This is a genomic window from Marinobacter gelidimuriae, from assembly GCF_000372805.1.
GTDB lineage: Bacteria > Pseudomonadota > Gammaproteobacteria > Pseudomonadales > Oleiphilaceae > Marinobacter > Marinobacter gelidimuriae.
Genome location: NZ_KB889898.1, coordinates 1 through 25,569, shown reverse-complemented (window position 1 = coordinate 25,569; position 25,569 = coordinate 1). Strand labels below are relative to the sequence as shown.

Annotated in this window: 16 protein-coding genes and 2 pseudogenes; 10 read left to right on the top strand and 8 right to left on the bottom strand. The window is 52.0% G+C overall.

Features of this window, described 5'->3' with window-relative positions; all coding sequences use genetic code 11:
* The 5 genes and pseudogenes from A3OI_RS22025 to A3OI_RS0112400 all read right to left on the bottom strand — a co-directional run.
* Positions 1–255: pseudogene (locus tag A3OI_RS22025) on the bottom strand (transposase); the annotation flags it as partial.
* A 255-nt stretch (positions 256–510) separates the two neighbouring features.
* Complete coding sequence (locus A3OI_RS0112420) at positions 511–3,633, bottom strand: efflux RND transporter permease subunit (protein WP_018404595.1); 3,123 nt, start codon at positions 3,631–3,633, stop codon at positions 511–513.
* Positions 3,633–4,916 (bottom strand): efflux RND transporter periplasmic adaptor subunit, encoded by a 1,284-nt coding sequence (locus tag A3OI_RS0112415; RefSeq protein WP_018404594.1) that lies wholly within the window; start codon positions 4,914–4,916, stop codon positions 3,633–3,635. The genes A3OI_RS0112420 and A3OI_RS0112415 overlap by 1 nt, the downstream gene beginning before the upstream one ends.
* Before the next feature lie 5 nt (positions 4,917–4,921).
* Entirely contained in the window at positions 4,922–6,241 is a 1,320-nt protein-coding gene (locus A3OI_RS0112410) for a TolC family protein (protein ID WP_018404593.1), read from the bottom strand.
* An 835-nt stretch (positions 6,242–7,076) separates the two neighbouring features.
* Positions 7,077–8,162 (bottom strand): OprO/OprP family phosphate-selective porin, encoded by a 1,086-nt coding sequence (locus tag A3OI_RS0112400; RefSeq protein WP_018404591.1) that lies wholly within the window; start codon positions 8,160–8,162, stop codon positions 7,077–7,079.
* A 343-nt stretch (positions 8,163–8,505) separates the two neighbouring features.
* Here A3OI_RS0112400 and A3OI_RS0112395 point away from each other — a divergent pair, with 343 nt between their 5' ends.
* Positions 8,506–9,234 (top strand): TorF family putative porin, encoded by a 729-nt coding sequence (locus A3OI_RS0112395; RefSeq protein WP_018404590.1) that lies wholly within the window; start codon positions 8,506–8,508, stop codon positions 9,232–9,234.
* 317 nt (positions 9,235–9,551) lie between these two features.
* Here the strand turns inward: A3OI_RS0112395 and A3OI_RS0112390 are convergent, their stop codons facing one another.
* Entirely contained in the window at positions 9,552–10,862 is a 1,311-nt protein-coding gene (locus A3OI_RS0112390) for a sensor histidine kinase (RefSeq protein WP_018404589.1), read from the bottom strand.
* Positions 10,863–11,102: 240 nt separating this feature from the next.
* Here A3OI_RS0112390 and A3OI_RS0112385 point away from each other — a divergent pair, with 240 nt between their 5' ends.
* The 4 genes and pseudogenes from A3OI_RS0112385 to A3OI_RS0112370 all read left to right on the top strand — a co-directional run bounded on the left by A3OI_RS0112385 (position 11,103) and on the right by A3OI_RS0112370 (position 16,430).
* Positions 11,103–11,768 (top strand): response regulator transcription factor, encoded by a 666-nt coding sequence (locus A3OI_RS0112385; protein ID WP_018404588.1) that lies wholly within the window; start codon positions 11,103–11,105, stop codon positions 11,766–11,768.
* A gap of 188 nt (positions 11,769–11,956) precedes the next feature.
* Positions 11,957–12,895, top strand: a pseudogene (locus A3OI_RS0112380) (TolC family protein); the annotation flags it as partial.
* A 614-nt stretch (positions 12,896–13,509) separates the two neighbouring features.
* Positions 13,510–14,985 carry a hypothetical protein gene (locus tag A3OI_RS0112375; protein ID WP_018404586.1) on the top strand — a complete coding sequence of 492 codons (1,476 nt, stop codon included), beginning with the start codon at positions 13,510–13,512 and terminating at the stop codon, positions 14,983–14,985.
* Between the two features lie 86 nt (positions 14,986–15,071).
* Positions 15,072–16,430 (top strand): hypothetical protein, encoded by a 1,359-nt coding sequence (locus A3OI_RS0112370; RefSeq protein WP_018404585.1) that lies wholly within the window; start codon positions 15,072–15,074, stop codon positions 16,428–16,430.
* 333 nt (positions 16,431–16,763) lie between these two features.
* Here the strand turns inward: A3OI_RS0112370 and A3OI_RS0112365 are convergent, their stop codons facing one another.
* The gene (locus A3OI_RS0112365) at positions 16,764–18,422 is read right to left on the bottom strand and encodes a hypothetical protein (protein WP_018404584.1); all 1,659 of its coding nucleotides are present in this window, start codon (positions 18,420–18,422) and stop codon (positions 16,764–16,766) included.
* 133 nt (positions 18,423–18,555) lie between these two features.
* Positions 18,556–19,992: a hypothetical protein gene (locus A3OI_RS0112360; RefSeq protein ID WP_018404583.1), complete on the bottom strand. Its 1,437-nt coding sequence runs from the start codon at positions 19,990–19,992 to the stop codon at positions 18,556–18,558.
* A 748-nt stretch (positions 19,993–20,740) separates the two neighbouring features.
* On the opposite strand from A3OI_RS0112360, the gene A3OI_RS0112355 reads away from it, so the two are divergent.
* The 5 genes from A3OI_RS0112355 to A3OI_RS0112335 all read left to right on the top strand — a co-directional run bounded on the left by A3OI_RS0112355 (position 20,741) and on the right by A3OI_RS0112335 (position 25,417).
* Positions 20,741–21,508 (top strand): MotA/TolQ/ExbB proton channel family protein, encoded by a 768-nt coding sequence (locus tag A3OI_RS0112355; RefSeq protein ID WP_018404582.1) that lies wholly within the window; start codon positions 20,741–20,743, stop codon positions 21,506–21,508.
* Positions 21,495–21,902 carry an ExbD/TolR family protein gene (locus tag A3OI_RS0112350; protein ID WP_018404581.1) on the top strand — a complete coding sequence of 136 codons (408 nt, stop codon included), beginning with the start codon at positions 21,495–21,497 and terminating at the stop codon, positions 21,900–21,902. Before A3OI_RS0112355 ends, A3OI_RS0112350 begins: the two co-directional genes overlap by 14 nt.
* A gap of 3 nt (positions 21,903–21,905) precedes the next feature.
* Complete coding sequence (locus A3OI_RS0112345; protein ID WP_228702965.1) at positions 21,906–22,340, top strand: ExbD/TolR family protein; 435 nt, start codon at positions 21,906–21,908, stop codon at positions 22,338–22,340.
* The gene (locus A3OI_RS0112340; RefSeq protein WP_018404579.1) at positions 22,337–23,104 is read left to right on the top strand and encodes an energy transducer TonB; all 768 of its coding nucleotides are present in this window, start codon (positions 22,337–22,339) and stop codon (positions 23,102–23,104) included. Before A3OI_RS0112345 ends, A3OI_RS0112340 begins: the two co-directional genes overlap by 4 nt.
* Before the next feature lie 123 nt (positions 23,105–23,227).
* A complete protein-coding gene (locus A3OI_RS0112335) occupies positions 23,228–25,417 on the top strand; it encodes a TonB-dependent receptor family protein (RefSeq protein WP_018404578.1) in 2,190 nt (729 codons plus the stop codon).
* Positions 25,418–25,569 lie beyond the last annotated feature (152 nt).

Sequence of the window (25,569 nt, the reverse complement as noted above, 5' to 3'; positions counted from 1 at the left end):
ATTTCGAGCAAGCTTGTCATATCGGGTGGCAACGGCACGATAGTGCTTGAGTCTGGCAAACGCATTCTCGACCAGGTGTCTGAGCTTATACAAATGCCAGTCGAGTCCCTTGTTGCCCTTGATCGAATTTTTCTTTCTGGGAATAATAACGCTCATTCCGAGGGCTTCTCCCTTGTCACGTATTATCTGGCTGTCGTAGCCTTTATCCGCTATCAGCACCTGCGCAGCGTCAATTTTTTCGATGAGTGAAGCCGCTCAGCACCTCAGGGTCATTGTTACTGCTAGTTGATGATGACGATGCACTCCACAAAAGGCATGAAAGCGAGATTTTTCCTTCGGACAGCATCGATCTCGTTTTCTGGAAAAGTTTGCTTGAGGGATGCAAGACACTTATAGCGTGAACAGAAATTTAAAGGGCCTGGACGGGCGCCTGGAATTTTTGTTTCGCATTGCCGCACGTGAAAAGTGCAAGAGCCCAATCACTCTGAGCTCCTGCACTTTACCAAAACTCTAGTTTGAGAGCGGTTTGCGCCTCCATAAGTAGAACAAGACCGGAATCACCAATAGCGCCAAAATAACGGCAGTGAGCATGCCTCCCACCATAGGCGCTGCAATTCGACCCATCACCTCAGAACCTGTTCCAGTGCCAACCATAATGGGAATCAAGCCACCGATGATGGCGGCCGCGGTCATCATCACCGGCCGCACTCGCATACCGGCACCGTGAAGCACCGCATGACGGAGCGTTTCCCGCCTGGGCGTCAAGCCTTTCTGTTCGCAGGTTGCAAGCATTGTCTGATAGGACTGGTTGAGGTACACCAGCATGATGACTCCAATCTCCACCGCTACGCCCGCCAAAGCAATGAAACCAACGCCAACGGCGACGGAGAAGTTATAACCCAACAGATACATCAGCCAAACGGCCCCGATCATTGCGAACGGAAGCGTGCCCATGATGATGCCAACCTCCGTAAAGTTCCTGAAGTTCAGAAACAGCAGGATGATGATAATCGCCAGTGTCAACGGGACCACGTAGGTCAGTTTTTCTTTAACACGGAGCATGTATTCATACTGGCCCGACCAGGCGATGGAGTAACCCACTGGCAGGTCTAATTCGGCCTGCACAACCGCCATCGCCTGTTCAACGTACGTGCCCACGTCTACGTCCTCGATATCCACAAAGGTCCAACCGTTAAGACGAGCGTTCTCACTTTTGATCGCCGGCGGCCCATCTTCTATCCGGATATCGGCGACATCAGCCAGCGCAATCCTCTGGCCCGTGGTCGTCACGATGGGAAGCTGTTCCAGTTTTTCGGGAGAATCCCGGTAGTCTTCCGGATAACGAAGGTTAATGGGGTAACGCTCAAGGCCTTCGATGGTTTCGGAGACATTGATTCCACCGATTGCGGTGGCAATCACTTGCTGTACGTCCGCGATATTCAGCCCATACCGCGCAGCGCGTTCGCGATTGATATCCACCTTGATATATCGACCACCTGCTACTCGTTCTGAATAAACCGACGCCGTGCCGGGTACGTCTGCCAGAATTTCCTCCAGGCGTTTTCCAACACCCTGGATGGTTTTAAGATCCGGGCCCGCTATTTTTATGCCTACGGGTGTTTTGATACCCGTTGCCAGCATGTTGATGCGGGTCATGATCGGCATTACCCAAGCATTGGTGACACCAGGAAATTGAATCAGTGTGTCGAGTTCCTGTTTGAGCTTGTCTGTGGTCATGCCCTCGCGCCATTGATCGCGGGGTTTGAGCTGAATGAAGGTTTCAATCATCGTTAAAGGTGCTGGATCGGTGGCCGTATCCGCGCGCCCTACTTTGCCGAACACAGTTTTCACTTCCGGCATCGTCGCAATCAATTTGTCCGTCTGCTGAAGTAACTGACGGGCTTTGCCGATTGAGATTCCAGGATAGGTCGTTGGCATGTACATCAAGTCCCCTTCGTCCAGCGGGGGTATAAATTCACTACCAATTTTTGTTGCAGGCCATAGGCCGACAGCCAACGCCAGTATGGCAGCCAGCACGGTCGACAGGGGAAACCTGAGCACCAGCTTCAAGACCGGCATATAGGCACCGACCAACACCCGGTTGAGGGGATTCTTATGCTCGGGCAACACTTTACCCCGAATAAAGTAGCCCATCAGTACCGGAACCAGCGTCACAGCAAGAAACGCACTGGCCGCCATGGCGTAGGTTTTGGTGAACGCCAGTGGCGCAAACATTCGCCCTTCCTGCGCCTCAAGCGCAAACACGGGCACGAAACTGACCGTAATGATCAACAGCGAGAAAAACAGCGCGGGGCCGACTTCAGAGGCAGACCTGGCAACTATCTCCCATCGGTTCTCGGGTGTGAGTGGCGTTCGCTCCATATGCTTGTGCATGTTCTCTATCATAACGATGGCCCCATCGATCATGGCGCCGATAGCAATGGCGATACCGCCGAGAGACATAATGTTGGCGTTGATGCCTTGCCAGTACATGACGGTAAACGCCATCAGAATGCCTACAGGCAAGCTGACAATCGCCACCAACGAAGAGCGGACGTGAAACAGAAAGACGATACACACCAGGCCGACGACCAGAAATTCTTCCAGCAGCTTAAAAAAGAGATTGTCGACGGCGCGCTCAATCAGGCCCGAGCGGTCGTAAACCGTGACCACTTCAACACCATCGGGCAGGCTCGATTGCAGTTCGACCAGCTTGGCCTTGACGCCATTGATCGTTTCCTGGGCATTTTCACCAAAGCGCATCACCACGATGCCACCAACGGTCTCCCCTTCTCCGTTAAGTTCGGCAACACCGCGTCTCATCTGTGGCCCCACATCTACACTGGCCACATCTTTGAGCAGAATCGGTGTGCCGTTTACATCCAGACCCAGCGGAATCACCATCAGGTCTTCCCGGGATTCAATGTAGCCGGAGGTACGCACCATGTATTCCGCTTCAGCCATTTCGATGACCGAGGCCCCGACTTCCTGATTACCCTGCTGAATCGCTGTTTGGATAAGGGACAGGGGAATTCCCAGGGCGCGGAGCTTTTCCGGGCTGACCTTGACCTGATATTGCTTCACCATGCCGCCGAGAGCAGCCACCTCCGATACCCCGGGCACCGTTTGTAATTCGTACTTCAGAAACCAGTCCTGCAGGCTGCGCAACTGACTCAGGTCGTTTTGCCCTGTGCGATCAACCAATGCATAAAGATAAACCCAGCCGACACCGGTGGCGTCCGGCCCTAATTGCGGCCTCGCTGAATCTGGCAGGTTGGGTGCCACTTGCGACAGGTACTCCAGAACTCTGGAACGCGCCCAGTACATATCGGTATCTTCGTCGAAAATCACGTAAACGTAAGAGTCCCCAAAAAACGAATAGCCACGCACAGTTTCCGCACCGGGAACCGACAGCATGGCGGTCGTCAGGGGATAGGTGACCTGGTCTTCTACCACTTGCGGCGCTTGTCCGGGAAAGCTGGTTTTAATGATCACTTGCACATCGGACAGATCCGGAAGCGCATCGACCGGGGTTTTACTGAGTGAGTAGAGGCCCAACCCTGATATTAATAGGCTCGCCAGCAACACCAAAAAGCGGTTTCGGATGGACCAATGAATAATGGATGTAATCATCAGTTGGCTCCCTCACGATCCATAGTCTCGTGGTCCATCTCGCCGTGATCCATCGTGCCGGCCGGCATGTCCGACATGCGTTGAAAATCCGAGGTCTTACTGGATTCGGAATCAATCAGGAACTGGGCCGATGTGACCACCGTATCGCCCGATACGACACCTCCGAGAATCTCGGCGTACTGATCGCCCATCCGTCCAACATCCACATTGACGGATTTGAATGCCCCGCCATCCAATGCCAGCACCAGTCGATCGCTATGACCCGTTCGAATAACCGATTCGCGAGGCACCAGCAGTTGCCGCTCTGCCCTTGCCCCCTGAATGTTTAACGCTACAAACATGCCCGGCAGCAAGGTGCCGTCGGCGTTGTCAAAGCGCATTCTCACCCGGGCCGTACGAGTCTTGGAATTCACTTCCGGGTACACATAATCCACCTCGCCCGTCCATTGACGTCCGGGCATGTAGTCCAGCGTCATCACCACGCGACTTTTGGATGCAACGGTCGCCAACTGACGTTCAAATACTTCGCCAATAACCCACACCTCATCCAGTGCCGCAATGGAGAGGACTCGATCTCCCGGCTTGATAAACATACCTTCGCGAACATTGAGGTTGTCGATAACACCCGAGGTGGGCGCATACACCGTTAACGCACGCCGCACTTCCCGGGTTTTCGTAAGCTGTCGTATCACGCTTGCCGGCACATTGAGGGCCGCGAGCCGTTCCTTGGCGGCATTGACCAAACGCTCATTACCCCGATTTAACGCCAGGATTAATTCCTCCTGGGCGTTGACCAATGTGGGTGAGTAAAGTGTGTACAGAGGCTTGCCCTTCTCGACCGGTTCGCCCTCCGCCTTCACATAGAGCTTCTCGATCCAACCCTCAACCCGAGGATGGACATGAGCCATATCGTCTTCGCTGTATTGAACGTACCCCACCGTCGTTATGTCATTCGGCAGCCGCCCCTGGGTAACCGGGCCCGTCCTCACACCCAGGTTGTTAACCACACTCGGCGAAATACGAACCGTGCCTGGCGCGTCCTTACCCGATCCGCTTTGTGCATAGACGGGAACCAGGTCCATCCCCATGGGTGATTTACCCGGCTTGTCACTCTTGAAATTGGGGTCCATGGGCGCTACCCAATGCGAGGGTTCCTTACTGACACTGCTCGTGGCCTCGGCCACCGAATCCTTTGAAGTGTCGGGGGCAAACCAATAGGTTGCTGCCGCTCCGACCACGCCACCTAACAACAAAAAGCCCAATGGGCGCATAACATTTGCCATGAGTGTTAATCCTGGGAATTTTTCAGTGAAAAGGAGAGAGATCCAGAGGTACCAGCCGTGAGATAACGAAAGGTTGCCAGATTCTTGGCTCGTTCAGCGGTCATCTGTATAAAATCAACGTGTGCGTTGAGCTCCGCGATACGCGCACGGACGGCTTCGGCAAAATCGCCGTCATCGTTGTTATAAGCTGAGAGTGCCGCATTGGCCTGCCCCCCCATTTGTGGAAGCAACGTCTGCCGGTAAAGCATGATGCGGTCATCGAGACGTTCAATTCGGGCGGCCGCCGCACGGGCTTCGGCTCTAATTCGCCGAACCTGCAGCATCCGGTCAGACTTTGCAGCTTCCCTACGCGCGATTGACGCGCTCACGGTGCGATCCTGGCGATTGCCGGTAAAGATAGGCAGGTCAAACCCAATCCCGATGGAAAAGAGATCCGCCCGATCCTGCCCGTTCGGGGCTTGATCCCGATACCCATACTGCGCGAAGACTGTCCATTCGGGCTTGTAAGCCTGACGAGCCAGCTCAATATCGAGTGACCGAGCATCAATCAGTTGATCCGTGGCGCGGATTGAAGGATGGGCGATCACGGAGTTGTCGTTGGTATCAGACGGTGTATCCGTGAGCCTGGCTAACAGATTTGAGGGGATTCGCTCGCTTACCCGCAAACGAAATATGTCAGTACCTACCCACTCTCCCAACTCTTCCTGGGCTGTTTCCAACTGGGAATGCAGCACCGTTAAGCGATCATCAAGACGGGTCAACTCCAGAGACGCACGAATGATATCCTGCTGCCGTGAATTCACCGTAGCTGAGGTGTATCCGGCTTCAGCAACGTCCGCCAGCTGCTCAAAAAGGCCCCGATTGTTGTCAATTATTCGAATACTCTCTTGCGCTTTCCAAAGCTCAAGCCACAGGTAGGTTACCGATCTAACCACCAACTCCTGTCGATTCTCCCGCTGAAACGACTGGGATTCCGCGAGCTCTTTCTTTCTATCGCGGGCGAGAGACCGACTGTCACCACGAGGAAATCGCTGGCTGAGGCCAATAGTGGCTTGTGTCATGCCCTCCTGGCCGGTATCGAAGGTATCGGTGGGAAGGTTTGCGGCGCCCAACGTCATGCGTGGATCCGGTAAGGCCCCTGCTGCAACGGATTCATCAAGAAGCGCCCGTTGCAGATAAATGCTTTGGGCTGACCAAGGATCGCCTCGAATGGCAATATCAATGGCGTCTTCAAGGGCAAGTGTCGGTTCCGCAGAAATACCAAGACTCGTTAGAAGCAAGGCACCTATTACCGCTGCTTTATATACACGAACAAAGTCATTCACGTTCTATTCTCCACTGAATCAGTACATAGCGAAGAATTATAAAAGCGCTATCTGAACTCAGGCTGAAATTTCAAAACATATTGTGTGATTTTGATCTGAGTCAACCGCTTTTAATCAGCGATAGAACAGCCATCCTCACCTGGATAGTCTGCCGGGACCATGCCCACCGTATACCCGTGGAGGCGACCAAAGCCACCTGACTGGAGACTCATGAAGGTAAGGTCGTGAAAGGCTTTGGCGCGCAAGGCGATGGAATCTACGCTGAACCAGTGGCCTAGCTACTGTGAGCGAAGCGATTTTCAAATCGGCAATACCCTGGCCGAGTATGCAATCCGCCCGTTTAGGCTTGGTTGAAATCGCCAAATTCAACGGGCTGGATCCGTTGACTGATATCTAACGTGAACTTGAGTATATTGCCGAGACAGACACACTAGAAAACTCCGGTTCCCCGCAAGATAGGTCATCCTCAAACACGTCCTACCGCTGACCGAATATTGGGCTTCGCGCTATTTTGCACGCTTACCGCCGGTAAACCGTCGAATCAGGTTCGCTTACGCTATGTCCATCTCGTTTCCTATGGCGTTCTTCAGACCCCGCCGTTGGCCAGCGACGCCCTTGCAAGTCGGATTGTCTTCCCTTCGGTCGGGGTGACGCCACCGTCTCTCAGGTGGCCGGGTTTTCCGGCTTCGCCAGGCAAACAAAAAAGGGCAGAAAAATCTGCCCTTGAAAAATGATTAACTCTTTAGCTCACTATAAATGCTAACAGGGTAGATTGAACCCAAACTGAATCATCAGGTTCGGGCTAAATGCGAGCAAGATCGAGGATCATGCAGGATCAAAACGCATACTGGAACCGCGCACGAACCTCATCTCCACTTTTGCCGTTGGCTTCTTCGCCATCCATATAGCTCAAACCGAGTCGAACATTCTTATTGGCGTAGTAGTTGACGCCCAGCGTCGTCTGCTCGCCGTCGGTTGTGGCCAGCCCGACGTCACTGTATTTTCCATCACCCTCTTCAAAACGGGCGATCACCTCCCAGGCACCTTTGGGCGACGAAGGCTTTATGCGCTTAAACACACCCGCTTTGTATGGGCGACTTTCCCCAGTAATGACCCAGCCGAGTTGCACGTAGTAGCCATCGATATCAAGCTGGCCTTCCTCGGAATCGAAGTATTCGGCCTGAGCATGGAAAGGGCCCATACGACCAGCCAATTCCAGATTATAGATATCGACCTCGTCAGCCTGAACATCGGCATCACGCGAGGAATAACCCGCACCAAGATGAACAACGGCCTCATTCGTTAGAATAGGCGCAAACGAACCCCGGGCCGTTATCGCCGTACTATTGAAGTCATTGCTGCCGTCACCATCCGCTTCAAAATAACCGACACCGTAGGTCCAGTTACTCCCTTTCCCACTTAACTGAATACCGCCACTGCGCCCGGGAGCATAACGCTCAGTCATGGCAGAACGCTCAAGCGCAGAAATGTCTTTCGAACTTGTTAGCGCTTCCAGGCCGAAAGGCTCTTTTTGCTTACCAATGGTTACGCTTGCAACTGAGCCAAATCCGAGATATCGAATGTAAAGGTCTTCGACGTCACCGCCGTCGGCACCATCACTCTCCGCTACGTTAAACTGAGTCTTGTAGGCCCAGTCGCCATAATGTCCTTTGACGTATAAGCGCGCACGCCGCACATCAAAATCCTTCGTATCAACGCCGTTATCATCTGACTGCGTGGCGTCGTAATCCCATTGAATACGGCCACCAAGTTGAAAGGATGCCGCATCATCAGATGTTTTGACCTCAATACCACTCTCGGTATTGATCACCAGGTCTTCCCCGTCAGTCGTGACGGTACCCGCCTGCGCAACAGAAACAGCAGAAATTGCCAACGCCAAGCTCAAATATTTCTTACTCATAGTTTTCTCTTACCTTGTCAGTTCGCTTGTGTGTTTTAAGGAGCCGATCTAAGTGTATTTGACTAACATTGCGAAAATGTTACAGAAGGCTAATGACATCACGCAATCATAGGCTTCAGGGTTTAACGTGTGGTCAAAGATGGATGCGAACAGGAGGGATAGCTACCTGACTAAAAGCCTCAAGATAGCCCGCGATTCCGGTATCGGGATTTTTTTGCACCATGTTGAAGCGTTTGCGTTTGCTTTTTTACTATAACTATTTGAAATATAGAAGAAATATATTCTGGCATAACGCTTGCTTTGATAGTTCGGTACTCACAAACCGACATCAAAGGTATATAAAATGAAAAAGCATATTCTGGCAACAACCGGAAAATTTGGCCTTGGCTTATCCGTAGCATTCCTGATGGCACCATCACTCGTAAGCGCGGAAGTGAGCACTAACGTCAGTGTCGTTAGCAATTATCTTTTCCGTGCGGTAACGCAAACTGACGGTGCGACGGCTGTTCAAGGCGGTCTTGATTACGGCCACGAATCCGGCTTTTACGCCGGAGCCTGGGGTTCCAATGTGGATTTTGGTGATGGCACGAGCTACGAGCTTGATCTCTACGCGGGGTATTCAGGAACAGTCGAAGCTTTAGGGTATGATTTCGGCTATGTATATTATGCCTATCCGGACGCACCTGATGATATTGACTTTGGTGAGGTATATGGTGAATTGAGCTATGGCCTGATATCGGCAGGTCTGGCATACACCACGAATAGTGACGTGAGTGGAAACGGCTTGTTTGTAGAGGGAGATATATACTATTACGCTTCGCTGGATGTTCCACTTGAAGATGACTACAGTTTTGGGCTGGTGGTAGGGTTTTATGATTTCAAGGATGATAAAGAAGCGTCTGTGGGTAAGGCGAGTTACGGGCATGTCTCTGGTAATGTGACGAAAGACGCAGGTGACTTCGGTACCTTCAGCGTCAACCTTGAATATGCCGACATTGATGCCAGTGACGCACTTGGCTCGACAAATTCAGACGACCCAAAGTTTTGGCTGGGCTGGTCTAAAAGCTTTTAAGGCACTGCGTCTTTTTCAGCTTCAGCATAGGTCGGAGACGTCTTTCGCTCATGTTTTATAGCTTGAAAAGAATAATTTTCGGAAATAACTGGAATTTTCGGGCTGTAATGTCGATTTCCAATTAAATTCAGCTTAGATTCAGTTTGATCTGGTACTAATAAAGCTGTGCCTTTGATGACTTCATTGTTGTCAAAGGTACTGTTGTTAGCTCAGGTTATTAGGGGCCCCGTATTGGGAGCCCTTTTTTTTGGTTCTTCGAAAGTGATCCTGACCCCGTTTCAGTACATTTTCTTCCAACATCTTACGTTGCTATTCGTTTAACGGGGGAAAAGTGCATCTACCTGCAGTCCTCCCAGGGAGGCTTCAAGAAGTTCAATTCGCCCTCCGTAACCATCCATAATTTCCTTAACGATACTTAGCCCCAATCCATAACCATCAACCTGTTCATCCAGTCGGATCCAGCGCTCCAGCAATCGTTCTCGATCTTCCTCTTGTATGCCTGGGCCGTCATCGCTGACCTTTAGAATCAGGCCTTCAGTCGATTCACTCAACCTGAGATCAACAACGGATGATGACCATTTGCCTGCATTTTCCAATAAATTTCCTACAACTTCACTGAAGTCCTGTTCATCCACCGGCCAGCGGAGTTGAACATCGAGCGTTGTGGCGAATCTGAACTGCTTTTGCGGGAACATTCGGCTGACCAGGTCCAACAAGTCCTGAGCCAGAACAACGACCTGTGTGCTGCGACTTACTTGGGGGCCTGACACATCCCCGCGTCTCATTTGTGAGTCGAGCGTTTTATGCAATGACTTCAACTGTGTCGCCATGTAGATACGGTCATCTCCGCTAATGCGTGATGAGTCGGTTTCGAGGATGGCCAACACAGAGGCAAGCGGCGTTTTAATGCTGTGTGAAAGGTTGGCCGTGATCCTGCGGGAGCGTTCAAGACGGCTATCCAGAATCTGGAGCAAACGATTAAACTCTGTCACCAGTCCGGAAAACTCCTGCGGCACAGCGTCATGCAATCGAGTGCGCCTGCCTGAATGCAGATCAGCAAGCTCATTACGAACTCGGGACACCGGGGATAGGGCAAAATGGACTGCTAAAAAAATCAAACCGCAGAGGACAATCAAAAGCAAAACAGATAGTACGGCGATTGATATATGAACTCGCTCCCATCCTGCGAGTTGGGGTATGTGTGTTTCCGCTACAACCAGCACTACTGGTTGGCCGTCTACCAGGAAAGTACGCCGGTAGCCTATCAGGGATTGTTGACGCGACTTCATATAGACAACCCCAGGCGTCTCCTCAGAAAGCAGCGGAGTCATGACGTCTTTGTTAATTCCGGCAGAAAAAAACTGCTGCTGCCCTACCTTAAACGCAAACGCATGCTGAAAAATAAGCTCAAGTTGCTCAACGTCCTTTACCGCTCTGGCAATATCCGGGTAAGACTGGGTTAACAGATTTTGTAGCTGAATGGATTCCTGCGCAAGCTTGTCCTCTCTCAGGTCACGTGACAACTGCTCTAACAGCACCCCGTGCCCTAGCCAGACCGCCAGCATGACAAAAAAGCTCAGAGGCATGAGCCAGACTAGCAATCCCAACCGGATGGAGCGTCGAAACAATCAATATCCCCTTATGAAGGTCGGTCAGTGCGGTCATATGGGCCTGAAGTCAACGCGCTGATGCTGCGCCCTAGCAATCAGAATGATGAGTCAACTCAGTGCTAGAATGACAATCCCGCGACTGCTTGCCCGAAACATTTGTACTTTGGAAGGCGCGCTTCGATGTACTATCAGCCGCACAAAAAGGTAGCATACTATAGCAAATAGCTTTGATGCCTATTCATTCGCATGGGGAGAGCAATGAGATTACTTCTTGTAGAAGATGAAGCGATTTTTGCTGAAAAACTGGTCGAGTGGCTTGAGCGAGCGGGCTATGCCGTCGACCACGCTACTACGTCAAACGCAGCGGACGCATTATTTAAATCTGAGGTCTACCGAGTGGTTGTTCTTGATATAGGCCTGCCAGGCATGAACGGCCTGAGTCTGCTTCGTCAGTGGCGCCGGGAAAATCGTTGCGAGCCGGTGTTGCTGTTAACTGCCCGCTCAAAATGGATGGAACGGGTGGAGGGTCTCAGGGCCGGGGCTGACGACTACCTGCCAAAACCCTTCCATTTCGAAGAACTTCTTGCCCGGCTTGAGGTCATTGTTCGCAGATCTGAGGGGCGGGTATCTTCGCAGCTCTCCGCTCGCGGTTATGTTCTTAAAGATGAGAGCCGTTCGCTGGAGTGCCCTGACGGCGTGGTTTACACACTGACAGCAACAGAGTTTCGTTTGCTGCGCTGTTTAATCTCCCGACCTGGACGGGTGTTCTCCATCGCCGAGCTGATTGATGAGCTTTACAATATTGATCGCAGTCCAACTCAGAACGTGGTCCAGGTCTATGTAACGCGTTTGAGAAAAATGGTTGGTAAGGACTGTATCCGCTCTCTTCGCGGGCAGGGTTACTATTTCGTCAAATCAGAGTGATGCACCGCTAAGCCCCCCTTATCTAACTCCTTGGTGTGTTTCCGGCCACCCACTCTGCCCAGCTCTCAACCCCGCCCGTTAATTTCCAACAATTCAAGCTGTGTTAAACATCATGGGTTAGCCTGTCGTTCGTATAAATTCAGAAGCACGACGTGCGTGCTGACGTTAACGAATGCAGGCAAAAATTCATGAGAAGCCCTACAAATAATTACCTACCAGTCGCCGCGTTTTGTCTTGCGGCGGTATTCCCTGGCGTGAGCCATGCCGGGCAAGGCGTTTCCCTGAAAGCCTATACGGCTCAACAAACGTCGATGTCACTCACTCTGACGCTTAATGACGCACTCTCAACCGCCTTCGCAAAGAACCCCTTGCTTGCAGGTCAAAAAGCGCGCGTCGGCATGTTTGAAGGGGATATGCAACATTCCCGACGCCTTGTGCCCGCCAATCCGGAAATGGAACTCAGTGGTGCTCGCCGTTCAAATGGCTCCGAGCGCTCGACGGATTACGGAATCCGTCTCTCCCAGGAATTCTGGACCGCGAACAAGGGCGACTTGAGTCAGCAGGTTGCTCGTGGACAACTGTCATCTGCCGAGCTTGAACTTGATTTCCTCAAGCGCGCAGTCAGTGCCAGGGTGCGGGCGGCGTTTTTCGACGTCCTGCTGGCCAGGGAGTCTCTTGAGACGGCGGGGCGAACCGTCGATCTCATGTCCAGAACCAGTGATTTGATGCGCGTTTCGGTTGATCAGGGTAAACGAACACGGCTTGAGTTGAATACCGCGATTATTGGCGTCGCGAGGGCGAAAAGCCAAGAAGCCGCGGCGCAAAGACAGCTGGAGGAGTCCAGGCTGGCCTTGAGTGAAGTTCTCGGCATAGACCCTCAGGAATCCATACGTGTGAAGGGCAATATCTCCCTGAACTTTGAAAATCTGCCGCTGGAAAGTCAACTGATAGAGCTTGCCCTGGCGCGACGGAGTGACCTGCAGGCGGCCATGGCGTTGGTTAACTCGGCGGAATCAAGCCTTGATTTGGCGCAAAGCCAGAAAATACCCAACTTGAAGGTATTCGGCTTCTATGGCCGTGAAGAAGGCAGCGACATTATTGGTGGTGGTGTCTCAGTGCCCCTGCCGACCCTGCACCGGTTTGGTGGCGAAGCGAAGCGTGCCAGCGCAGAGCTTGAAGCTGCCCAGATTCGGGAACCCTCCCCTCGCACCGGAATAATCGAACCAGGGGCGTAGTTGGGTACCATGACTTCATTAAAAAGTTCGCGGCTGACAGGTTCTTTGTGCATAGATCTCTCTCAGAAAAGCAGTTAAGCCTATAAAAACAGTAGAGTTGCCGTCGTGGGCAAGTACGTAGGTGTGCGGATCGAGGGCTTATGATACGCCACTCAGGGCATAAGAACATCGTTCCCACCTGGAAGTCTCAATATCGAGAAATGCGAATTTAGTTTGCTTCAGATCACGATTTTTAAATGCCATGAACCAATGTTAATCCCCAAAAGAATGTGCAGATACCTGTATCGAAACAAAAAGCTTTCCTAGACCTTGGTCAAAGCAAGGTGCCAATTTATTTGATTTGTCATGCAATGGTAACTATCTTGGTCGTGGGTCCTACAAAAATAATTGTTTAATGTGTGGAGATAACAACAATGCAAAGCAACAAACTAAGAATGGCAATTCGTTCAACGGCCGCAGTGGCAGTATCGGGGGGTCGCCGGGCAAGCTCAGATGCCGGAGGATCAATGAAAATAATACAAGAACGCATTAGTCAAGGGTTAGGGTTCCTGGGAGTGCTGGTTGCTGTGAGCGGAGCTCCTGCGGCCATGGCTTTAGAGGTTCCCACAGCGTCGGGCGTGAAGTTGGATATATTTACCCAAGGTAAGTTTCAGCCGACTTACTTTTCGAACTTCGATTTGGACAGCAGTGTTGATGATGACGCTACCGGGACATCCGCAGGCGGGGTTCAGGTCGGCGATGAGCATGTCAGGGCGGAAGTCAGGCTTGGCGTCATGGCATCCGGTAAAAACTGGACCGGGAAGCTGCTCCTTGAAAATGACTTTGCACTAGACGCCAATTCCGTTGACCGTGCATATCGTGGACAAAGGTTTGGTCTGGAGCAGGCCTTCTTTACCTACACCTTTGACCCGGCCTTCACCCTTCAGGGCGGCTGGACCTTCAAGAATCTTGATTTGGCCTCCGGTGGCCTACTGTATGGTGACGATCATCCTTTGTTTGGCGCCACTGGTAAGACATCGTTGGGTAACTACGACGTTTACTGGATGCCAATCAACGATGGGTTGATCTCAAAATCATTCGATCCTGATGGATCATCAGTGAATGCAGCCAATGGTAAGCTGGACTGGAATGTTTATGCGTCGAAATTTGACATCGACCTTGGAAATGGTAGCCGTGTTTCGCCCATTCTGACCTACAGTGACAATCAGCAGCAAGACGCCAAGGCAACGTATTTTGGTGTCGAGTACATCGGGAACATTGGCGCTGTGAAAGTCCGTGCCGAAGTACTGGGTGTTACGGGGAGCATCGATGGCGGGTCTTCCACGCTTGAGAATGAAACAGTGGTCAATAATTCTGGCAATGACATCAGTGCGTACGCTGCTTTTGCGAGTTTCGAATACCCGGTTAGTGACGCGTTCAACCCCTTCATTGCACTCCGGGTGGCCAGTGGTGATGACGATCCAACCGATAATGACGTTGAGGGTTGGGTGGGGATAACCGATATCGGTCGATACTCGCCTTTAATCGGTATTGACGGTCAATTCCTTGGCTGGGGGCCAGGCTCTAACGCAGCTCTCAGTTCAGGTCTCTTTGGCCTGGCCCTCGATCGAGCAGGTCCTGGAGGAGCGGGTTACGGCGGCATTGAGAACAAAGGTACTGGTAACAACCCGGGGCAGATCATGCTTTCATTCGGCAGTTCCGGCAACCTTTCGTCAATCTCACCGAAACTATCCTACCAGGCGCAGGTTTTTCCGATGTGGTACCAGCAGACTGGAGGGCTTGAAACGCTCAGCACTGCCAGTGGGTCCGTGGACAGTTTCGCAGGCACGGAGTTGGATTTGGCGGTAAAGTACCAGGCTAATGAGTATTTTGCTCCACGACTGGTACTTTCCAGCTTCCTGCCGGGTAAGGGTGTTGAAGACGCGACCGGTGTAAATGATGCAGCGTATGTTGCGATGCTTGAGCTCAACTGGAACTACTAAAAGCTAGAGAAGTATAGTCTATTTACTGAAAAATTATTGAGGCCTTCCACTGCGGGGGCCTCAATTCGCTTTTTAAGGGGCATATTGTGAAACGAGTTCTTGTGTTCGTTGCCTTCTTGCTCACGCTGCCGAATGCCTTCGCCGAGAGCTATAATCTACCTCTGGATTCACTGTCGGAATGGACTGGAAAAAAGACTATTAATGTCGTTTCGAATGTCCCTGATCTGGATAAGGATACAGAATTCCTGGCGTTGTTAGGACGCCTTAGTGTTAAGGGGTTTGATGTTAATTTCGATCATTCCGGGTTTTCCGATGAGGGGCTTGTTCTGGAAGTCCTTGAAGTGCAGGATAAACTCGCGATCTCCATAAAATCCGTCGATTCCCAAAGATACTTGTTTTCAACCTTAGTTGATCAGGCTGGCCACGCGACTCCATTCACCGATACCAGTACCTTTCCACAAAGGATTCTGCCCCTGCCGTTAGATTTTAAGCCAAAGAGGGTTGCGGCGCTGTCTATGTCAGCGCGCGAGGACGGTCGACTGGTTTTTCTTTCTGATGCAAAGCTGGTGTTAGGTTCACTTAAGGCCGATAACATACACATAATCGATGAACTGCAGTCGAACATCAAAGACTCGAAAGCGATTTACCTTTCTATTGGCCAGGCAGACTCAGATCCGAACCTGGAAGTTGCGGTAGTTTGGGGGCAGGATCGGGATATCTCGGGTAAGGGTCAATACACGAAGATCTACTCTCAACTTTTCGAGATCTCTGAGAAGGGTCTGGGAGAGGAATCTGAACGGAAAGAAGATGTTGCCATACGATTTATTGATGACGAGCTGTATGCTCAGCGATATGAATTGCTAAATGGAGACATTGGAAAACTAATGGCTGCCTCCCTGAAAAAAGGAAGAATCAGCGTTGGTGAAGAGGTTTCATCGCTCCCTGCTGATCGAGAGATCTTTTCAATCTTCCCCGTCGGCGACTCTGAGTGGATAAATGTTGCTGAAAGTTATCTTGAATTACAGACCCCGGGTCGGGATTCCGTCGCCAGGCTCGAATTAGGGAAAGTTTCTTCGCCCAAGGTCGCCAAACGATTAATGGACAGGAAAATCATTAGCTCTCCCGATTACGCGTATTCCGTCAACGAACAATACCTTTCCATTCCTCGGCAAGTTCTTGTTGAGGGCGGCAAAATCATAACGTTTATGAGAAAACGCAGGCCGGCTTTTGTGGGGTTATCATCGGCTTCAGGCTCGGATATAATCGTCAGCGCTAGTTGGGAGAGCAATTCACCGAGCACCGGGTTTTCGGTTACCCCAATTCGTGAAATTGATTCTTTTTTGATTGATTTTTCCCACGTGAAAATTGGAGATAAATCGGCTTTGGTAGTTTTGACTAATGAAGAAAATAGCAGCCAGGGAGCAAGCCACATATACATATATTAGTTATTTTTCTCTCAAAGTAATTACTAATGGGCTCAAAAGTAAGCGAACATTATTTATAATGTGAGATGTCTTCTCAAAGCTTATCGGAGTTCATCTCTCTCATGCGCCAGACAGCTCAGGGAGATTGTTTACCGGTAACTCCGCCGTTTACAAAAATTGCCCGAACTATTGCGATCATTTTTCGGGCATCCTGAACTGGCCCATATATCTGATTAATGTTCGCTTACTTTGTTTCGGATTAGTAGCGGGGCGCGACTTGCCAGATTGTTACCTGATGATATCTAGGGATGCATTTTGGTCGCCTGTCAAGAGGCACCGATTTTCACTCTTTGATTAATCAGGCGGTGGTGATGTTGACATCAATTCGGCACCTGATCCGTTGTTCGAAGTGCCTTCTGGATCGTCAAGGGACAGTAATATCCATACTTTGCCAAGGTTTTCAGCCATGCCGGCGATAAGTCCTTGTAACCGATACGGTAGTGTTGATTCGATAAAACGCTCCCCATCGAAGGTAAGTGAGCCGAGGCTGTTTGTATTTGAATTTGACGTGATTGGGGAATAAGAGCTACTGATGCTTTCTTGGCGCGGAAAGATCAGGAATCGTCCCTGGCCCCCGGAAGTGTTTACAAGGACAGGGGAAGGTTCGATATTCACCCGAATGACCGGGCTGAAGGCTTGGCTCGGGTAGAGGTCATAGGTCAGTGCAGATAGCCCAGTACCCACATTTCGTTCGGATCTGTGGACGATTTTGTCAGCGGCATTTCGAACGACGAGCTTTTGGTCGTTAATTGCAATGAACTCAAATTCATCGTCTCCGGTAAAATCCGTTATCAGTGAGCCTACGACCCGGAAAGATCGGGGAAAGTGTAACCTTGGCTCATGTTGTTTCAGTGAAGTATCACTTTGCAATGAGAATTCACGTATTGGCTGTCCATAAAAATCCTCTCGGTCAAACGGCTGTCCAAATAGTGACTCCGGTGTTTTATCGCCGTTAAGGTCAAAGGCTCCGTAAATATAGGGTAAGCCCACGCTAAGTTCAGTAATCTGATTGTTTTCCAGTTGTAGCAACATTCCCTCAACATCCTGTCCGTCCCAGGTCGTTAACGCCAGGACGGGATGTTTGCTATTTTTTGGTTGCCACCATCTTACCGCCAAAAGCTTGTTGCGGTGAGGTACGGAGAATCTGACAATCTCCTGGGTCATGGCGCCGACGCTGGAGCTGACGATGATTTCGTCCTGTGTTCCCGAAGCGATCAACAATTCCTTGTCCCGAATTAAAATGTCGCCGGATATCGGTTGCAATGGAAGGGAGGCGACCCGCTCCGGGTAGGGCAAGAACGGTAAGCCCCGCCCCAGGTAAGGCGTGGCCGGATTGTCAGGTACATGCTTTTCATTACGACTGCCGTCAACGGGGTAAGAGGCAACCGGCCAGTCTGGCGCATAATCCACTGTTAACTTGGACCCGGCAAGGTTGAACACCAGCCCCCTGAAGCTTTCAGGCGCTTTGGAGCGGGCACCGGAAAGATAACCGAGCCATTCAATGTGCTGTAATTTGTCTCTTAGCTGTGAAAATATAGCTCGGCCTTGCTCACTGGGGTCAACAAAATAAGCGGATAGCCCCGTGAAGCGTCTGACAGATTCGCCAGCACTTGGGGAGATACCTCGAATCACCTTGGCATAAGAATATTGATCCGCGGCTCGAGTTATGCCGAGAACTGAGCTTACAGAGGGCTCTAACACAACCTCCTTTCCTGTGCTCGGATGGATAATCGTTGAAGGCTCCCCCATAACTGAAAACAGATCGCCAACTCTAACGCCCTGGGACGTTCCGAGGTCGATAAAGATATTGTTTTTTTCGTTGGCAGGTCCTGGGATGACAATACCTGTTTTCGCATCAAAATCTTCGGTTATCTTGTTTGTGACAGCCATTTCTGCAGAGACTGAGGTGCAAAGAAAGATAAAAATCACGATAGGCAAAAATTTTCTATTCATGGCTGCTTTTTCTTTAGGTGTTCGTCCGGGAGAAGAAAACATTGTGCTTTACGCTGTAACGGAAAACGGGAACGCCAGTTTATAGGCGTCCCCGTTTAGTGTTGCGGTTATATCGAAATCGCAGTTCCGAAAATTAAAACTTGTATCGAATTCTACCCGCAACATGGATGATATCTTCGTCTGCATTACCATCCTGAATGGAAGCTTCCTCAAACGCATCCATGGCATCACCCGCAACCAGGTAGGCTGCTTCTACAGCTATTTCCAGGGAGTTGTAGGGTTTGTAACTCAAGCGCCCCCCAAACTCAAACCCGAGTGACTTGTCCTGACTGCCGTCTCCGAGGGTGACGTCGTCAGCAAGGGAATTGTATATTGCCATTCCGCTCACTGTGACCTGACTGGATAACTTGTGATCGAGCTGCAGTTTGTTCATCAGATAACCCTTATCCAGCAGGTAAGGTGTTTCTGCAAAGTAGTCGCTGTCCGTAAAGTTTTCCTGAAAGATCATGCTTTCATTCATATCGACGTCTGTTGCGATAAATGCATCGAACTTGTCGTCGGCAGAATTGTCGTCACCGGAAGAGTACCAGAGAGTATAAGTTAGCGTTGTTGCGCCAAAATCAAGGCCCATGTCACCGCGCAAGAAATAGGCGCCCAAGTCATAGCTATCAATGGGGTTGGTCGCACCTGATAGAGGGGTGAAGTTTACCCCCTCGATCGTCCCGGTCTGATAGATCGCGGTTCCGTTAATGAACAGGTTACCACTTGTTGTGGGCGTGCTGTACTTAAAGGTTCCGCCAACGTTGGCTATGTCATACTTGGAATTGTCTGCGATTTTCTTGATTTCGTAGTCTACGCTGTCAATGATTCCTACGGCGCCCTCTGAAATCTGATCGTTGATCTGGTAAAGTACGAAACCGCCGACCTTAAGATTTGAGCTCAAATTGCCATCGATGTTAATGGCAAAGTTGTCTGCACCATCAAACCCATCGTCAGCGGGGGAGTCTTCGTTGACTTCGTTGTCTTCGTTGGAAGAGTCGCCACGCCCCCACAAGAGTTGGTAGTCCCATGACGCATTCATTGGGCCTGCGAACATGACCGCTGTCGCTGTTTCCTGCCACAAGTGCTTTTCAACACTGATAGGTTGTAAGCCTACCTTGATCCGCTGATCAAGATCGGAGGGCACGCCGAGATCAACGTAGGCCCAACGGGTTTGAACATTGGTGCCATCGCCGGAGAAATCACCGCCAGCACCTTCACCGTATTTCAGACCACCAATTTCAGTTGCATAAACGCCGCGAACTTCATTGTTGTCGGTGGCAGCTTCGAACCAGAAGCGATATTTCAGTTCACCGTAATTCTCGGTTTCACCGTCGTCTTTAAGTCTTTTGCGTTTTCCGGTGCTCCCTGCTCCGTCAAACCAGTCTCGCTGATTGCTATAGGCCTGGAATCGATTGTTCATATCGCCATGAAAATCAAACTTGGCGGCGTGAACTGATACGCTATAACCCATTGCAGCGTTTGCGATAAGGATAGCCGAGCACAGTTTTGCTTTATAGCAGTTAGCCACTTTCAGTACTCCCGATAAGTTGATACGCGCAGGTCAGATTATTGCTCCGCACACATTATTTTTGTAGGACCCACGACCATGTTAGTTACGAACTCGTTACATATCAAATATTTTCGTTTAATAATTCGACGAATGTCTAAGGGCAAGCGTTAATTCCAAGACGTCCTGCCACCCCAGTGAATTTCTCCCTACTCTGTAAGCAGGAGAACATCGGCTATGCCAGTTTCTGTAGTTGGCGCAAGCGCTTGTCCGATGGGCACGGTGACCCGGCTGGCTCCGGTGGGGCGGGTTTCCTGGATCTGTCGTCGCTGATGGGCGCTTCGCCGTCTTCCGGCTCGGGCTGGAACATTGCTGAGCCTCGGCAACGGAGAAGGTCAGCTGATCCGTGGCGGTTGTGAATCCTATGCAGTTAGCGATGGCACTATTATCGCTGATTTTGGAGAGTTATTCAGAGGTTCCTTAGTAGTGTGCATTAAGTGATAATGATCGTCATTACTATTTAATAGGTCAACCTTATCCTCTAGATACGGTTACGACGTGGACAGGGATACACGTTTGCAGTGTCGATCGCCTCAAGCAGGAGCGAGATAGCGACGCCAAGCAAGAAGACGGACTTCGGACGGCCCTGACTTTAATGGCATCATCTTGCTTCCGTAGAAGGTTTCCGGGTTCTAAGGTGTTCACAGCTAGACTAATGTAATATCAATCGTTATCATTCGCGCTCTTATTTTTGCGGAGCCAGATCACCATGAACCCTCTCACCACGGATTTCAGCGGAGCGGCCATAAATCCCCTGCAGCAACTGACCGAGATGGGCGGCCCCGTCATGTGGGTACTGTTGGGACTGGCGGTTCTTGGCCTGGTGGCGTTCTTCTATCTGGTCATCACCGGTGCGCTCTTCGCACCTCGCCTGACTTCACGCTTGCGAAAAACCCTCAACCAGTGGCAACAGCAACCGTCACAGCACTGTGTTGAATCGCTGAACGACGTCTCGGGCTGGCTTGCCCGATGCAACCCGTTGCTACAGATGATTCGCGTGGCGATGACCACCAAGCTTGAGTGCCGCGGTGGAACAGACGTGCGTGAAGAACTGGCACGCCAATCCCAGCACGCGCTGCAGCCATTCGAGGCACCCTTGAAGGTCATCGAAGTGATTGCCGCACTGGCGCCGTTGCTAGGCCTGCTGGGCACGGTAATGGGAATGATGTCTGCCTTTAGCGCCATGTCGGTGGCAGAAGGTCAGGCCAATGCTTCGCAACTGAGCGGCGGTATCTACGAAGCGCTGACCACCACCGCAGCGGGGCTGGTTGTCGCGATTCCTTTTGCGGCTATTGCCGCCTGGGCGGAATTCCGCCTGCGTCAGCTGAACCTGATGATCAATGACACCCTGGTGCGGGTGATTACCACGCCCATTGAGGTTCGCGAAACCCGGGCTCGATCAACAGAGAAGCCAACGCCCACGGTGACTGCAGAGCCCCGGGCGACTCAACGCGACGCCGCCTATGCAACTGGTTGAACCCCGCCCGGCCCGGCCGCTACCGATTCGCTTGACGCCGCTGATTGATGTGGTGTTTATCCTGTTGGTGTTCTTCATGCTGACCACCCGGCTGCTGCCCGTGGAGCATCTGTTGCTGGACAACGCCACCACGCCAACGGGGTCAGCCACCGGCGCGTCAATCTCGGAAATAACACTCTACGGTGATGGCACGCTGGGCTGGCGTGGGCAGCGCCTGCAAGTCTCCGCAATGGTCGGCACGCTTACTGAAAAAGGGGTTAACAAAGTGAACCTGAAGGCAATGGGAGAGGCCTCGCTGGCGAGTTTCACGTTCAGCCTGAGTACTTTGAAAGGCGCCGGTGTTGAGGTTCACTGGAGGCGCGCAACCGCGTCATCAAATCGTGAGGGGCAGTGAATCGTGAGATTTTTAGGCAATGCTCAATCGACGACGTTGACCGTTCCGATTGCCGGTAGCGAAAAAACACTGATGTCCCGGGTGGAGGACAACCTGTTGCCGCTGATCAATCTGGTGTTCCTGTTGCTGATGTTTTTTATCGCGGTAGGCCAGATGAGCTCCACATCCCTGCCCGACCTGCCGGACTCCAGGGCTCAGCAGGCGCCCAAACAGCCCCGGGCGGATCTGGTCGTCAAAAGTTCCGGTGACTGGTTTGTTGATGGCCAGTCAATTACCGAAGCCCAATTACTGGATTTTCTGCCCGTACCCAATAACGAAACGCCTTTGCGCATTGGGGCCAACCGCTCCATGACAATGGCCGCTATGGAAAAACTGTTTCAGCGATTGGAAAGCGGTGGCTACAAGGACATTGTCTTACTGGTCCAGCCCGGCTCATGAGTACACGGGCGCACCTCTTTATTCTGTTGGCAGCGATCAGCCTGACCGGAACGATACTGCTTACCGCACTATCCACGGCACTATCCACGGCACAACCGCTGATCACGATCCCCGAGGGTAAGGACCCAGCCAATCAGACGCGCTCGATTCGCATTACACTGGCCGATCAGGCACCCGAATCGGAATCGGCTGCGCAACCAGTAGGCGAACCGGCTCCAAGGCCGGAACCGAAACAACAGCCCGATCCGACGCCCAAAAAAAAGCCTGCACCCAAACCAGAAACAAAACTCGCCCCCAAGCCAGAGCCGAAGCCGAAGCCGAAGCCAGAAAGCGAGGCAACTACGACGGATAAAGCCAGTAAATCGGTTGCACAAACCAGCGCCAGAACAGCTGAAGAAGCGACTGCTCCCGAACCTGAAAAAGCCGCAACGCCAGCCCAGACCACAAGAACGCAGCTACGGGCGGGGGCATCGCAGAAGACGGACAACTACCTTTCAAAACTGGTACGCCACCTTAGCGCCTACCGGGACTATCCGCGTCGTGCCCGGCGACTGGGCCTGCAGGGAACGCCCGTCGTGGTGTTCGAGTTTGATCGGGCGGGTCGACTCCTGAGCTATCGCCTGTTAAAAGGCTCATCCCACCGCATACTGGATGACGCAGCGCTGAATATGCTGAAACAGGCGTCGCCGTTTCCGCCAGTACCGGATGACATGACCGGCGAGACCTTCCGCTTCCAGTTGCCGGTCGCGTTCCAACTCCGTTAAACACACCGTAAGAGATTGGCATGTACGCGAAAAGCCAACAGATGAGAATTTTTGCTTGTTGTTCATGGTTATCATTTGTATAGTTGCTTTTCTGATCTTAACCCGTTGTAACAGGAGAGCAACATGTCTACGCCTTTTTCCCGAAACCTGCTCGCACTGGCGGTCCTTTCCGCCTCTGTGCCGGCCATTGCCCAAGAAACGAGCCTGAACGAACTGGTCATCATCGGCGATGATGCATCCGCATCCGCCCTGCCCGGTTCCGCCCATGTGGTTACCAGCGAAGACCTGGAAACCATGAAGTACACGGACATTCACAAAGCCGTGCGAGAGGTGCCAGGGGTTTACGTGAAGGAAGAGGATGGCTATGGCCTGCGCCCGAACATCGGCATTCGTGGCTCAGGCTCCGGCCGCTCTTCCAAGATCACACTGATGGAAGATAACGTGATGATCGCTCCGGCACCCTATTCGGCGCCAGCGGCCTACTACTTTCCAACGTTCGGCAGAATGAACGGAATCGAGGTTCTGAAAGGGCCAGACCTGCTGCGTTACGGCCCCTATACGGTGGGTGGAGCCATTAACCTGCGTTCAACACCCATTCCCTCATCGGAAGCTGGTCACGTAACGACCGAAATCTCGGAAAATGCAGGCAAACGCATTCACAGCTGGTACGGCAACAGCACCGACAACGCCGGATTCTTGATCGAAACCTTCCAGGACGAAACCAACGGCTTCAAAGAACTGCAGCAATCCAGCCGTGATACCGGTTTCGAAAAGCAGGACTACGTTGCCAAGGCGCGCTTTAATTCCGACGCCTCCGCTGACGTTTATCACCAGCTCGATCTGAAATTCCAGTACAGTGAGGAACTGAGCAACGCAACCTACCTTGGACTAACCGACGACGACTTCAGACGTGACCCGAACAAGCGTTATTTCCTGTCCCAGCTCGACAACATGGACAACCGCCACAAGGGCTACTCCGCAAGGCATCTGGTGGAACTGACTGAAGACCTGTCACTGACCACCACGCTCTACCGCAACGAGTTCAAGCGCAACTGGTACAAAGGCAACTTCAACAACCTGATCGAAGCCGCCAACAATGGCGACCAGACGGCCTACAACCAGCTTCAGGGTACCGAACCCTTTGGCCCGTTCACGCTGACCAACGGCGCACGGGAATACCTGTCCCAGGGTATCGAAATGAAAGCCGACTATGGCCTCACACTGGCGGGTATGCGCCACGACATTACCATTGGTGCCCGCGTGCACGAGGATGAAGCGGATCGCTTCCAGCCCAAGGATCGCTATGAGCAGGTCATCAACAACGGCCGCCCGGCCTTCGAGTTTGTTGAACAAATCACACCCACCGGCGGTGACAACCGCATCGACGAGGCCGAGGCCTTCAACCTGTTCTTCGCGGACCGGATCGCCATCAACCCCGACCTGACCGTAACCGCCCTGCTGCGCTATGAGGATATTGAAACCTCGCAGACCCGCTGGAGCACCTCGGAGCGCACGTCGGCCAGTGAAACAGAAACTGCCAGCAACGACACCAGCGAAGTGCTGCCCGGCCTTGGCGCAACCTACCGCCTGAGCCCGACGGTTACCCTGATCGGTGGCGTGCACCGCGGCATGGCGCCCGCCGGCTCCGGCGGCACTAACGTGGAGCCGGAGTTGAGCACCAACTTCGAGGCTGGCGCACGATATAACGATGGTGGCTTGCGTGCCGAAGCCATCGTGTTCTACAGCGATTATNAAAATACCGTNAGAAACTGCTCCATCGCCAANCCCTGCAGCGNCGGCAATCAGNTCATTGATTCCGGGACAGTCAGCGAAGGAGAATCGAAGATTCAGGGCNTCGAGTTGCTGGCAGCCTCTGAGCTCACGCTCGCCAACGGTCTGACTGCGCCGGTGCAGGCCACNTGGACCTACACCAATGCCGAAGTCACCAAAGACAGCGACGATGGAAGCGTGCGCAAGGGCGACAACNTGGCAGACTTGCCNGAAAATGTCGNATCTGTGCGTGCAGGCCTGCGCGATGGCANCCTCTGGGATGCCTACGTCAATNTCTCGTATGTTGACGAAACCTGCATNGACAACANCTGTGACCGCTCAGGCANTGATAACACCTTCCGTNAAACCGACGACTACACCGTGGTGGACCTCTCCAGCAGCTACGCCCTGAACTCATCCACCCGGGTCTATGCCAAGNTCGATAACGTCCTNGATGACCAGGAAATCGTTTCCCGCAGCCCCCATGGCGCCAGACCCAACCTGCCTCGCACGGCCTATGTGGGTATCAGCNTCGATTTCTGATGTCTCAAGGTGACAAATTCCGTCCTCNGGCGGGTTAANTCAGCAATCCGTCGACCCGGTCATTGACCGGGTCTTTTTTTAAACCGTTAAGCACTTCTTTCTTTGACGTCATCTTTTGGCTTCCTGCATTCAATCGCCGCCTCGCCATTGAG